Origin of the sequence: Arthrobacter sp. RCC_34, from assembly GCF_041360795.1 — a bacterium.
Lineage (GTDB): Bacteria > Actinomycetota > Actinomycetes > Actinomycetales > Micrococcaceae > Arthrobacter_E.
In genome coordinates this window covers 340,734-352,859 of the sequence record NZ_JBFUPW010000001.1, presented here as the reverse complement: position 1 = coordinate 352,859, position 12,126 = coordinate 340,734, and the positions used below count along the sequence as shown (strand labels likewise).

The window sequence follows — 12,126 nt, the reverse complement described above, 5'->3', positions numbered from 1 at the left end:
GGGGCGCTCTTCAACACTGCTTCATCGACGAAGGGCCTCTGAGCTATGAAAATCGGCATCCTGACCAGCGGCGGCGACTGCCCCGGACTCAACGCCGTGATCCGCGGCGCCGTCCTCAAGGGGATCGCCATCCACGGCCACGAATTCGTGGGCTTCCGTGACGGCTGGCGAGGTGTGGTGGAAGGCGATGTCATCGACATCCCCCGCACCATGGTCCGCGGCATCGCCAAGCAGGGCGGCACCATCCTCGGCACCTCCCGCACCAACCCGTTCGAGAACGGCGGCGGCCCGGAGACCATCATGCGTCACATGGAGCGTCTGGGCATCGACGCCATCATCGCGATCGGCGGCGAAGGAACCCTCGCCGCGGCCCGCCGCCTCACGGACGCCGGCCTGAAGATCGTGGGCGTGCCGAAGACCGTCGACAACGACCTCGACGCCACCGATTACACCTTCGGCTTCGACACCGCCGTGCAGATCGCGACCGAGGCCATCGACCGCCTCCGCACCACCGGCGAATCCCATCACCGCTGCATGATCGCCGAGGTCATGGGCCGCCACGTCGGCTGGATCGCGCTGCACGCCGGCATGGCGTCCGGCGCCCACGCCATCCTCATCCCGGAGCAGCAGGTCAGCATCGAGCAGATCTCCGAATGGGTCACCGAGGCCCACGAGCGCGGCCGGGCGCCCCTCGTGGTCGTGGCCGAGGGCTTCGTCCCGGAGCACCTCGAGGCGCCCCACTCCGAACGGGGCCTGGACACCTTCGGCCGTCCGCGCCTGGGTGGCATCGCGGATCAGCTCGCCCCCGAGATCGAGGCCCGCACCGGCATCGAGACGCGTGCGACCATCCTGGGCCACATCCAGCGCGGCGGCGTGCCGAGCGCCTTCGACCGAGTCCTCGCGACGCGCCTCGGCATGGCGGCCATCGACTCGGTCGTCGAGGGCCGCTGGGGCACCATGGTCGCGCTCAAGGGCACCGAGATCGAGCACGTCACCTTCGAGAACGCTCTGGGCCGCCTCAAGACCGTCCCGCTGCACCGCTACGAGGAGGCCGCGGTCCTCTTCGGCTGATCGCCGCTCCGGGGGACAGCCGGACTGCAGACACACGAAAGGACGACGACGGCGGGTGCGCACCCGCCGTCGTCGTCCTTTTCCGTGTCCCGACTCCGCCCGGCGAGGCACCGCCCCATGGCCCGCCGGGTGCCGCGTCAGTCGGCCGAGACCTTCTCCTGCTCCGGGGCCGGCGCAGTCGCTGCCGGCCGGATGAAGAAGAGCGAGGCCACGGCGGCCACGAGGATCGCGCAGGCCGGCAGCACGATCGACTGGGCCATGGCCGAGGAGAAGCCGGCGTGCAGGAACTCGGGCAGGACACCCGTGGCCATCTCGCCGCTCGGGGCTCCCTTGCCGGCCGGGGCCTGCGGGAGTTCCGCGGCCAGACGCGCCTGAATGAGGGCCGCGATCGCGGCCGAACCGAGCACCGCGCCCACCTGGCGGGTGGAGTTGTAGATGCCCGAACCGGCGCCGGCCTTCCGCGGCGGGAGGTTCCGCAGCGCGGTGGCGCTCATCGGCGCCCAGATGCCGGAGCTCGCCACACCCATGATGGCGGCCGGGATGAGGTACATCAGCACCGGGGTGTCCGGCGTCGTGAGGAACGAGTAGATGAACAGGGAAAGCGACATCAGGCCGAACGCGACCGGGATGATGACCTTGGGGTTCATCCGCGGGATCCACTTGCCGACGAACGGCGCCAGGACACCCGAGACCACGGCCGTCGGGGCCATGAGCAGCGCCGACTGGGTGGGGGTCAGGCCGCGGACCATCTGGATGTAGAAGATGATCGGCAGCATCATCGAGCTGATGGTGAAGCCCATGAGGCTGATGCCGAGGTTCGCCAGGCTGAAGTTGCGGTCCTTGAACAGATCCAGCGGCATGAGCGGCTCACCGTTGTAGCGGCGGCGGTAGACGGACTGCCAGATGACGAAGACCACCAGCACCACGATGCCCGCGGTGATGAGACCCCAGACGGTGATGCCCGGGGTGACGGTGCCCCACTTGTAGCTCTGGCCTTCCTGCAGGCCGAAGACCAGCAGGAACATGCCCACGGCACTGAGCAGCACGCCGAGCCAGTCGAAACGGTGCTGGTGCTGTTCCAGCTTGGGGACGAAGCGGGCGGCGGCGATGAAGCCGATGATGCCCACGGGGACGTTCACGAAGAAGATCCACTCCCAGCCGAGGCTGTCCACGAGGACGCCGCCCAGAAGCGGTCCCACGAGGGTGGCCACACCGGCGGTGGCGCCCCAGAGGGCCATGGCGGAACCGCGCTCCTCGGGCTTGAAGATGCGGGCGATGACGGCCATGGTCTGCGGCGTCATGAGGGCCGCGCCGAGACCCTGGACGGCGCGGGCCGCGATCAGCATCCCGATGTCGCCGGCCAGGCCGCACCAGAGGCTGGCGAGGGTGAAGACGGCCAGGCCGGTCAGGTAGAGGTTGCGCGGGCCGAAACGGTCACCGAGGCGGCCCGTGATGAGCAGCGGCACGGCGTACGCGAGAAGATAGGCGCTCGTCACCCAGATGACGGCGTTGATGTCGGTGTTCAGGCCTTCCATGATCTTCGGGTTGGCGACATTCACGATGGTGCTGTCCACCAGGATCATGAAGAAGCCGACCACGAGAGACCACAGGGCGGGCCACGGTCGGGCGATCTGTTCCACGTCGGAACCTTTCGGTGTTGTTGTCGAGTCGGTCGGAAAAGGGCGGGAAGCCTGCTCCCCGCCGTCAGGGTCAGGAGGGGACGCTGATGTCCAGGTCCCCGCTGCGGATCTCCGCGACCAGGCCGGTGAGCCAGTCGATCTCCGCGGCGAGCAGGTGGTGCTGGTACTTCACATCGAGCCAGAACTGGCGCGGGACCTGGCGCTCCACGGCGCGGGCCTCGGCGGAGCGGTACTCCGCGAGGCGCTCGGACAGTCCGGCGATCCGGGCCTCCAGCCGGTCCACCACGACCTCGCTCGGCAGGTTGTGGCATTCGGCCAGGGCCAGAGGAAAGGGCGGATAGGCGTTCGAGGCGTCCCCCAGCAGCACGATGAGGCTGGACGCCAGGGCGTCCTCTCCCGCCGGGGTGATGCGGTAGACGGTGCGCTCGGGCCGCTTGCCGTCGCGCTCCACCCCGTCCTCCTCCACGAACCCCTGTTCCTCCAGCCGGGAGACGGCGTGGTAGAGCGTGCCGGGCCGGACCTTCACGGTCCGGTCCTCGCCGCGGAACATCAGGGTCTGGTACATCTCGTACGCGTGCATGGGCTTCTCACGGAGCAGCCCCAGCGCCGCGAGGCTGAGCGGGGTGAGGGAAGGAGAGGTCATGGAGTGCGGTTCCTTCCGGGGTGGCGGGGTGGCTGGCGGACCGGAACGCCCCGGGGTGGTCCGGGGTGGTCGATGCCAGCCACCATCATTCCACACCGATTATTCCACGTGGAATAGTCTGCCGCGTGAGATGGCTCTCGTCAGGCGTTTTCTCCGGACGGGGCCGGGGGCTCAGCGAGGGGCGCGGAGGAACCCGCTCTGCCGGCCGACCACCTGGCCGGCCTCGGGGGCGACGATCACTTCCTGCGCGGCCGCGTAGCTCTCCTCCACCGGGTTGCCGTCGGGATCCTGCGACCCGGTCGCGTCGACGACGCTCAGCACGGCTGCGGGATCGACATTGCGCTTGATCAGGGCCAGCGCGATCGGTCCCATCTCGTGGTGCTGCGCCACGCTGCTGAGCCGCCCCACCGTGCGTCCATCAAGGACCACGGGGCTGTCCAGCGAAGGAAGGGTGTGCTGCGAGCCGTCGAGCTGGAGCAGCACGAGACGCCGCGGCGGGTGCCCCAGATTGTGCACCCGCGCGATGGTCTCCTGGCCCTTGTAGCAGCCCTTCGACAGATGGACGGCCGTGCGGATCAGATCCAGCTCATGGGGGATGGCGCGATTGTCCGTTTCGAATCCCTGCCGGGGACGCCATGCCGCGATCCGAAGCGCCTCGACGGCCATCATGCCGGCCAGTTCCAGGCCTTCGGTCCGCTCGGCGAGCTCCGTCTGGGGGACGAGCCATTCGCGCCACGGACGGTCGCGGCCCGGGTGCTGTTCGACGTCGACGGCGGCGTAGGAGTAGCCGCCTTCCGTCACCTCGGGCCAGGGGTCCTGCCAGGACAGGAGACCTTCGAACGCGGGCACCGATCCGGTGCTCCCGACCACGGCCCAGTCCGCACTGACGTCCTGCACCTCGACGCGCAGCATGAAGCGCATGCGGTCCAGGAACGCGGCCAGCGGCTCGGCGAGGCCGGGCTCCACGATGAGCCACGCCGTCGCGCCGTCATCCACCAGCCGGATGTCGAAATCGATCCGGCCCTGAAGGTCGAGGAGGAGAAGCTGCGTGGAGGAACCCGCGGCCAGGCCGTTCAGGCGCTGCGAGGAGAGGGTGTCCAGCCAGGAGAGGCGGTCGGGACCGCTGACGGTCACCACACCCAGGTGTGAAAGGTCCGCCACGGCGCGGCCCGCGGCCAGAGCTCGCTGTTCCTTGAGCGGCTGCCCGTAGTGGGCGGCCACCGGACTGTCCACACCGGCTCCCGCGACGGCGGACGGGCACGACAACAGAGGGCTTGTGTACTCCATATGGGGTGCAACCTTCCCGGAGAGGGAGCTATTCCAGCTCCGGGAATGCCCGGGCGGAAGAAATCAGGCGAGCTTGCTGAGGATGGCGGAAGCGTGGGCTTCCAGGCCGCCGTTGCCGTCCGCGGAGTCACCCGAGGACTTGCCCTGCGAGACGTCCCAGCGCCAGAGCAGCTTGCCGTCCACCAGACCGAAGATGCGGGTCGCGGCGGAGTAGTCCTTGGAGTGGCTGCCTCGCATGACCATGTCGGTGCTCAGCTGGATCTGCGGTCCCTTGATCTGGCCGTAGTACAGCTCCGAGATGCCGCCGGGGTGGGCGATCGAGACGGAGATGTCGAAGCCGCCGTCGTCGTTGCGCAGCGCCTCCACGTCATCCGCCGTCTTGAGCGCGGGGACCATGTCGGCCGGAAGCATGCCGGGGCCGCCGTCGGCGTCCACGAGCTTCCGCTCCAGAGCCCAGAAGCCCATCTCCACGGTGAGGGGACGCAGAATGGTCCCTTCGTCATCGCAGAGCCAGCTCTCGGCACGGTACTGCAGGTAGGGCAGACCGTTGTGGGCGAAGGTGGCGCGCTGCACGAAGTGCTCGGAGCCCTCTTCACCCGTGCCGAGACGGCCACGGCCTTCCCACTCCCCGATCAGCCAGGAGAGAGGGACCAGCTCGGGCGTCAGGTCACTGGGGATCTCGACGGGCACGGCTTACTTCTGGCCCTTGAAGAGGCGGTACACCACCAGGCCGGCGAACCAGGCCATCGCGATGCTCGCGACGCCGAGGAGGACCAGGAAGAAGATTTCAAATGCAAGGACGGACATGACTTCATCCTAACGGTTAAACGAGCAGGAGCTTGCCGAGGAAGTACGCCACACTGCCGAGGGCCAGCACCGGCCCCAGACCGAGGGCCACCGCGCCCACGAGGGACGCGCTGTGGACACGGAACGTGATGAGCCGTCGGAAGCTGACCACGAGGACCGCGGCTGCCAGACCGAGGGAGGCGCTGGGCAGCATGGAGACGTGCGGATTGAACCAGCCGACCAGCGGCCCGACGAGCACCGCCAGGACCACGCCGAGCGGCGCCACGATGCTGTCCGGCCAGCGGATGAGGCCGACGCACACCGCGACGGCGGCGCACACCACCACGATGACGAGCATCTCCCGCAGGCCGCCGAGCCGGACGTTGGCCACCCAGCCGCCCGCGAGCGCGGACAGGACCACACCGCCGCTCGCGCCGAAGGTCGATTCGAGCCGCTGGGGCTGGCCCGTGCCGCGGATCAGTTCCACGAGCATGACGGCCATGATCCCCAGTGCGATGAGCGGGGCCGCCCAGGCCAGGAACCCCGGGCCGGGTGAGACCGCCGCGCCGAACACCGAGAGGGCGCCGACGGCGGCGATGATGCCGCCGAGCGTCTTGCGGGCCGGGATGCCGAGGTAGTGGGGCCAGGTCAGTCCGAAGACGATGGCCAGGACGGCGCAGATCACGGCGTGGGCGGTCGGGCCGAGCCAGGGTGAGACGCCGAGGACGGCGAGCACCACGAGGGACGCCAGACCCACCGTGCGGTATCCGTGACCCGTCGAGAAGAAGCCCCCGGCGCGGCCGGAACCCGCACGGGAGGCGCCGTGGCCCAGGAGGGCGAATCCGGCGTCGTCGTTCTTGGAAGGTTCAGCGGCTGGGCTCACACAGCCATCCTCCCCCATCGGGAGCTTTCACGCCCATCCCCGCACAGCCCCCGCCCGCCGCCCCGTCCACATTGTGACGGGAATAACTCGATGCGCGGGCCGACTCGATATACTGGGTCATCAGGCTCGACGACGCGCTCCAGATCCTTGGAGGGGACAATGTCGCAACTCTTGTTACTGACCAACAGCACCGATTCGTCGGTGGACATCCTGCCTGCGCTCGAACTGCTCAATCACCGGGTGCACATCCTCCCGGCGGAGCCGACGGCGCTGCTGGAGACCGACCCGTGCGACATCATCTTCCTCGATGCCCGGAAAGACCTGGTCGGATCGCGCTCCCTCACCAAACTTCTCAAGGCCACCGGCCTGTCCGTGCCCCTGCTGCTGATCCTCACCGAGGGCGGCATGGCGGCGATCTCCTCCCAGTGGGCCGTGGACGACGTGGTCCTCGAATCGGCCGGCCCCGCCGAGGTGGAGGCCCGCATCCGGCTGGCCCTCGCCCGCGGCCGCAGCGCCGAGGAGGAGGCCGACACGGAGATCCGCGCGTCCGGCGTCGTGATCGACGAGGCCAGCTACACCGCCCGCATCAACGGCGAGGCCCTCAACCTGACCTTCAAGGAATTCGAACTCCTCAAATACCTGGCCCAGCACCCGGGGCGCGTCTTCACCCGGCAGCAGCTCCTCACCGAAGTGTGGGGCTACGACTACTACGGCGGCACCCGCACGGTGGACGTGCACGTCCGGCGCCTGCGCGCCAAGCTGGGGCCGGACCACGAGACGCTGATCGGCACGGTCCGCAACGTCGGCTACCGCCTCACCATGACCCGCGAGCAGGACGAGCAGCACGCCCAGGCCTGACATCCGGGACGGGCCCGCACCGCCGGTACTAGCCTTGGTGACATGACTAGCGCTAACGCCTCCCACTGGCCGGTCCACCGCCACCTGGCGCCGCTCGACGCCGGGATCCTCGCCGAGACCGCCGAGCTCCTCCAAGCCTCCTCCGCGGCGGACGGCACCCCGAGCGTCTCCGAGCAGTCCCTCATCGGCTTGCGCACCGGCGGCAACGACGGTCAGCAGGTGGAGGCCTACCTGGTCTACTCCCCGGAGGACCCCTTCGCCGAGGAGGAGTCTGCGCGTGACGCCGTCCTGGCGGGCTTCGCGGTGCTCGTCACCACCGAGGACGACGCCGTCCTCGAGATGGCGGTGCACCCCGGCTACCGCAACATCGGCGTCGGCCTCCGCCTGGCGGAGCAGCTCCAGGCGAGCCGCGGAACACTCGACGGCATCCAGGCCTGGTCCCACGGCGACGCCGCCGCGGCCGAAGACCTCGCCGCGCAGTTCGGCTTCACCCGGGTGCGAGAGCTGTGGCGGATGCGCCTGAGCACCCCGTCCGCGGTCTCCCCCGTCGACGACGGCGCCCTCCCGGACGGCTACACGCTGCGCACCTTCGTGCCCGGCCAGGACGAGGCCGCCTGGCTCGACGCGAACGCGCGGGCTTTCGCGCATCACCCCGAACAAGGCGCCCTGACGCTGCGGGACCTCCAGGAACGCGAGGCCGAGCCGTGGTTCGATCCCGAAGGGTTCTTCCTCATCCTCGACGAACAGGACCGCATCGCCGGATACCACTGGACCAAGCTGGAGCCCGCCCACGAAGGGCACGGCCCACAGGGCGAGGTGTACGTGGTGGGAGTCGTTCCGGAAGCGCAGGGGAAGGGCCTCGGGAAGATCCTCACGCGGCGCGGGATCACACATCTCCGGGACCGCGGAGCGGCCACCGTGCTGCTCTACGTGGAGGCGGACAACGCCCCCGCCGTGCGGCTCTACGAAAGCCTCGGATTCACCCATTGGGACAGCGACGTCATGTACCGGAAAAACCCGGCTTCCTGACCGTTTCGGTTCTGTAAGGTTGAGGTGGATCGACTGCGGTTTAAGGAGTGTGGCATGAGCAGCGACAACAAGGGTTCCACGGGGACCGTGAGCAGGCTCTCCCAGCGTTTCGGTTCCTCCGAGGTCAACGCCGCCCGCGCGACGCAGGACCGGATCGAGCTTCCCGAATTCCAGGAGCCGAGCCTGCTGCCCGACGGCGACATCAGCCCGGACCGTTTCCTGGACCGCGAGCTGTCCTGGCTGAAGTTCAACGCCCGTGTCCTGGAACTCGCCGAGGACCCGGAGCTTTTCCTTCTGGAGCGGGTCAACTTCCTCTCCATCTTCGCGTCCAATCTGGACGAGTTCTTCATGGTCCGGGTGGCCGGCCTCAAGCGCCGCATCGCCACGGGCCTGGCCGTGCCGTCCCCTGCCGGGCTGAGCCCCGTGGAGGTCCTGGAGCAGATCAGCGAGGCGGCCACCGCCTTGCAGGAGCGCCACGCCCGCGTCTTCGCCGAGCAGATCCGCCCGGCGCTCGCCTACGAGCACATCCACCTCATGCACTGGGACGAACTGGACCATGAGGCTCAGCACCGCGTCAGCACGATGTTCACGGAGAAGGTCTTCCCGATCCTGACACCGTTGGCCGTGGACCCGGCGCACCCGTTCCCCTACATCTCCGGGCTGTCCCTGAACCTGGCCGTGGTGGTGCGCAACCCCGTGAGCCAGAAGGAGCTCTTCGCCCGCGTGAAGGTGCCGGACCAGCTGCCGCGCCTGATCGCCGTCGACGGCCCGCGCGCCGGCGCCGTGCCCGGCCGAGTGGCTCGCTTCATCACCCTGGAAGAAGTCATCGCGGTGCACCTCGATCAGCTCTTCCCGGGCATGGAGGTCGTGGAGCACCACACCTTCCGCGTGACCCGCAACGAAGATGTGGAGGTCGAGGAGGACGACGCCGAGAACCTGCTCCAGGCCCTGGAGAAGGAACTGCTGCGCCGCCGTTTCGGTCCTCCGGTCCGCCTCGAGGTCACCACGGACATCAACCCCGCCGTGCGGGAACTCCTGGTGCGCGAACTCAGCATCGACGAATCCGAAGTGGTCGCCGTCCCGGCGCCGCTGGATCTCCGCGGGCTCTCGGTCATCGCCGGGATCGACCGCGCCGATCTGCACTACCCGAAGCAGGTCCCGCACACCTCGCGGTACCTGAACGAGTCCGAGACCTCCAAGGCGGCGAACGTGTTCGCGGCCATGCGCCGTCGTGACATCCTCCTGCACCACCCCTACGACTCCTTCTCCACCTCCGTGCAGGCCTTCCTGGAGCAGGCCGCGGCGGACCCCAAGGTTCAGGCCATCAAGCAGACCCTGTACCGCACGAGTGGCGATTCCCCGATCGTGGACGCCCTGATCGACGCGGCCGAGGCCGGCAAGCAGGTCCTGGCCCTCGTGGAGATCAAGGCCCGCTTCGATGAGCAGGCCAACATCTCCTGGGCCCGCAAGCTCGAGCAGGCAGGCGTTCACGTGGTGTACGGCATCGTGGGCCTGAAGACGCACTGCAAGCTTTCCCTGGTGGTCCGGCAGGAGTCGGACGGCATCCGCCGCTACTGCCACATCGGCACGGGCAACTACCACCCCCGCACGGCCCGGTACTACGAGGACCTGGGCCTGCTGACCGCGAACCACCAGGTGGGCGAGGACCTGTCCAAGCTGTTCAACCAGCTGTCCGGCTACGCCCCCAAGTCGACGTTCAAGCGTCTTCTCGTGGCGCCGCGCTCCGTGCGCAGCGGCCTGATCGAGCGCATCGATCAGGAGATCGCCAACGCCCGGGCCGGGAAGAAGGCCAAGGTCCAGATCAAGGTCAACTCCATGGTGGACGAGGCGATCATCGACTCCCTGTACCGCGCCTCCCAGGCCGGGGTGGAGGTCAACGTGATCGTGCGTGGCATCTGCTCCCTGCGCCCCGGCGTGCCGGGCCTGAGCGAGAACATCACGGTCCGGTCCATCCTGGGCCGCTTCCTGGAGCACTCGCGGGTCTTCACCTTCGCCAACGACGGTGATCCCGTGGTCTACATCGGCTCCGCCGACATGATGCACCGCAATCTGGACCGTCGTGTCGAGGCTCTGGTGCAGCTGACCAATCAGGACGACATCCAGGAGCTCCTGGACCTCATGAACCGCTACGTGGACCCGGGCACCTCCAGCTGGCACCTGGACAGCGACGGCGAGTGGGAACGCCACCACCTCGCCGAGGACGGCAAACCCCTCCTGGACATCCAGTCGTGGCTGCTCGCATCCCGCGCCCGCCAGCGCACGGGGTCCCTCCGCTGATGCCCGCAGCACACGCCGACGCACTGGTCGCCGACCAGTCCGAACATCCCGGTGAGAAGATCGCGGTCGTCGCCGCGGGCGGCCTCCCCTGGCGTGTCACGCGTGGCGCGCTCGAGGTGCTGCTGATCCACCGCCCGCGCTACGACGACTGGTCCTGGCCGAAGGGGAAGCTCGACGACGGCGAAACGGTGCCGGAATGCGGCGCGCGGGAGATCTTCGAGGAGATCGGACTGACCGCCGGCCTGGGGATCCCGCTGCCGAGCATCCACTACCGCGTCGCGTCCGGCCTGAAGGTCGTGCACTACTGGGCCGTCAACGCCCAGAACGCGAAGGTCAAGCAGGACGGCAAGGAAGTGGACAGCCTCCTGTGGTGTTCACCGGAACGCGCTGCGGAACTGCTCAGCAATCCGTCCGACCGCAAGCCCCTGGCGGCTCTGGTGGCGGCCTTCGAGAACGACGCGCTGGACACCTGGCCCCTCGTGATCGTGCGCCACGCGAAAGCGAAGCCCCGCGCATCCTGGACGAAAGGCGAAGGCGACCGGACCCTGGCCGCCTCGGGCCTCCGCCAGGCCCAGGCCGTGCGGCGTCTCCTGGCCGTGTGGGGTCCGGAGCGAATCGTCAGCAGCCCGTGGAAGCGCTGCATCTCCACCATCGCGCCCTACGTGAAGGCGACGAAGGCGAAGGTGAAGCTCGTGGACGCCCTGACCGAACACAGCCACGAGCGCAAACCCCAGAAGACGGCGGCCGCCATCGAAGCGGTCTTCGACAAGGGTGTGCCCGCCGCCGTGTGCGTGCACCGGCCCACCCTCCCGACCATCCTGGAGCAGGTCTCCAGGCACATGAAAGCGCCGCTCGCCCAGAGCCTGCCCACCCGGGATCCGTACCTGGCGCCAGGTGAGGCACTCGTCCTCCACGTGCGCAAGGACTCCCGGTCCCGCGTGGTGGCGGTGGAGCAGTACCGGCCTTTCGACGACTGAAGGATCGACTGATGACTGAGAACGCAGCGCCCGAGCCGATCGGCTTCGGCATCGCCGAACTGGCCTTCCTGCTGAGCAGCTTCGAAGGGCCGGGGCACAACCGCTCCGTCGAAGCGCTCGACGCCGGGACCTGGGCCGCGGACCCGACGCTCTCCGAGGTGGGGGTCTCCGGCCTCGCCGCCCGCGGCTTCGTGCAGCCCGAGGAGGACGGCCTGGGCATCAGCGGTGCGGCGTCCGCCGTCGCGCAGGTGCTGGGAGGTGGCAGGCTCTGGATCACGCTGCAGGTCAGCGCGGGCGAGGGCGCTTCGTCGCGCCTCGTGATGGTGGAGGCCGACGGCATGCGCATGCTGTTCCAGCCCGGCATCCTGAGCACCTGGTTCGCCACCCCGCTTCCGGAGGAGCTGACCGCGTCCCAGACGGCCGTGTCGATCCTGCACCAGCACGCCGACGAGAACCCGGGCAGCCAGGCGACCGTCACCGTCAGCACCCAGGAGCGCAACAGCTCCTACGAGGTCACGCGTGACGCCGAGGGCTGGCGCTTCGCCGGGATCTCCGCGAACGGCGCTGAGGAGCCGGTCAGCGGGCTCGGCCCCGCCGAGGTGGCCGCGCTCCTCGAGGCCGCCGCACTCTAGTCCTTCCCTTCCTCCCGCGAGG

General features: G+C 68.9%; 11 protein-coding genes. 6 read left to right on the top strand and 5 right to left on the bottom strand.

Annotated elements, in window-relative coordinates:
* The first annotated feature begins 45 nt into the window (after positions 1–45).
* On the top strand, positions 46–1,071 hold the full coding sequence (locus AB6732_RS01620; RefSeq protein ID WP_066211612.1) for a 6-phosphofructokinase: 1,026 nt from the start codon (positions 46–48) through the stop codon (positions 1,069–1,071).
* Between the two features lie 137 nt (positions 1,072–1,208).
* Here the strand turns inward: AB6732_RS01620 and AB6732_RS01615 are convergent, their stop codons facing one another.
* The 5 genes from AB6732_RS01615 to AB6732_RS01595 form a co-directional block, all read right to left on the bottom strand.
* Positions 1,209–2,711: a DHA2 family efflux MFS transporter permease subunit gene (locus AB6732_RS01615; protein ID WP_370957782.1), complete on the bottom strand. Its 1,503-nt coding sequence runs from the start codon at positions 2,709–2,711 to the stop codon at positions 1,209–1,211.
* 70 nt (positions 2,712–2,781) lie between these two features.
* On the bottom strand, positions 2,782–3,354 hold the full coding sequence (locus AB6732_RS01610) for a PadR family transcriptional regulator (RefSeq protein ID WP_370957781.1): 573 nt from the start codon (positions 3,352–3,354) through the stop codon (positions 2,782–2,784).
* A gap of 171 nt (positions 3,355–3,525) precedes the next feature.
* Positions 3,526–4,641: a folate-binding protein YgfZ gene (locus tag AB6732_RS01605; RefSeq protein ID WP_370957780.1), complete on the bottom strand. Its 1,116-nt coding sequence runs from the start codon at positions 4,639–4,641 to the stop codon at positions 3,526–3,528.
* A 63-nt stretch (positions 4,642–4,704) separates the two neighbouring features.
* Positions 4,705–5,331: an FABP family protein gene (locus AB6732_RS01600; protein WP_370957779.1), complete on the bottom strand. Its 627-nt coding sequence runs from the start codon at positions 5,329–5,331 to the stop codon at positions 4,705–4,707.
* 133 nt (positions 5,332–5,464) lie between these two features.
* Positions 5,465–6,310 carry a permease gene (locus AB6732_RS01595; RefSeq protein ID WP_370957778.1) on the bottom strand — a complete coding sequence of 282 codons (846 nt, stop codon included), beginning with the start codon at positions 6,308–6,310 and terminating at the stop codon, positions 5,465–5,467.
* 159 nt (positions 6,311–6,469) lie between these two features.
* Between AB6732_RS01595 and AB6732_RS01590 the strand changes: the two genes are divergently transcribed.
* The 5 genes from AB6732_RS01590 to AB6732_RS01570 are packed head-to-tail and all read left to right on the top strand — an operon-like array spanning position 6,470 to position 12,104.
* Entirely contained in the window at positions 6,470–7,168 is a 699-nt protein-coding gene (locus AB6732_RS01590; RefSeq protein ID WP_066211624.1) for a response regulator transcription factor, read from the top strand.
* A 42-nt stretch (positions 7,169–7,210) separates the two neighbouring features.
* A complete protein-coding gene (gene mshD, locus AB6732_RS01585) occupies positions 7,211–8,197 on the top strand; it encodes a mycothiol synthase (protein WP_370957777.1) in 987 nt (328 codons plus the stop codon).
* A gap of 54 nt (positions 8,198–8,251) precedes the next feature.
* Positions 8,252–10,495, top strand: a complete 2,244-nt coding sequence (locus tag AB6732_RS01580; RefSeq protein WP_370957776.1) for an RNA degradosome polyphosphate kinase — start codon at positions 8,252–8,254, stop codon at positions 10,493–10,495.
* Complete coding sequence (locus tag AB6732_RS01575) at positions 10,495–11,472, top strand: NUDIX domain-containing protein (protein WP_370957775.1); 978 nt, start codon at positions 10,495–10,497, stop codon at positions 11,470–11,472. Before AB6732_RS01580 ends, AB6732_RS01575 begins: the two co-directional genes overlap by 1 nt.
* Before the next feature lie 11 nt (positions 11,473–11,483).
* Positions 11,484–12,104, top strand: coding sequence for a hypothetical protein (locus AB6732_RS01570; protein ID WP_370957774.1), 621 nt, complete (start codon positions 11,484–11,486; stop codon positions 12,102–12,104).
* Positions 12,105–12,126: the final 22 nt, after the last annotated feature.

What these genes read in the sequence shown, in the direction of transcription:
- AB6732_RS01620 (WP_066211612.1), top strand. Translation starts at nt 46, where the DNA reads ATGAAAATCGGCATCCTGACCAGCGGCGGCGACTGCCCCGGACTCAAC.
- AB6732_RS01610 (WP_370957781.1), bottom strand. Translation starts at nt 3,354, where the DNA reads ATGACCTCTCCTTCCCTCACCCCGCTCAGCCTCGCGGCGCTGGGGCTG.
- AB6732_RS01605 (WP_370957780.1), bottom strand. Translation starts at nt 4,641, where the DNA reads ATGGAGTACACAAGCCCTCTGTTGTCGTGCCCGTCCGCCGTCGCGGGA.
- AB6732_RS01590 (WP_066211624.1), top strand. Translation starts at nt 6,470, where the DNA reads ATGTCGCAACTCTTGTTACTGACCAACAGCACCGATTCGTCGGTGGAC.
- mshD (WP_370957777.1), top strand. Translation starts at nt 7,211, where the DNA reads ATGACTAGCGCTAACGCCTCCCACTGGCCGGTCCACCGCCACCTGGCG.
- AB6732_RS01580 (WP_370957776.1), top strand. Translation starts at nt 8,252, where the DNA reads ATGAGCAGCGACAACAAGGGTTCCACGGGGACCGTGAGCAGGCTCTCC.
- AB6732_RS01575 (WP_370957775.1), top strand. Translation starts at nt 10,495, where the DNA reads ATGCCCGCAGCACACGCCGACGCACTGGTCGCCGACCAGTCCGAACAT.
- AB6732_RS01570 (WP_370957774.1), top strand. Translation starts at nt 11,484, where the DNA reads ATGACTGAGAACGCAGCGCCCGAGCCGATCGGCTTCGGCATCGCCGAA.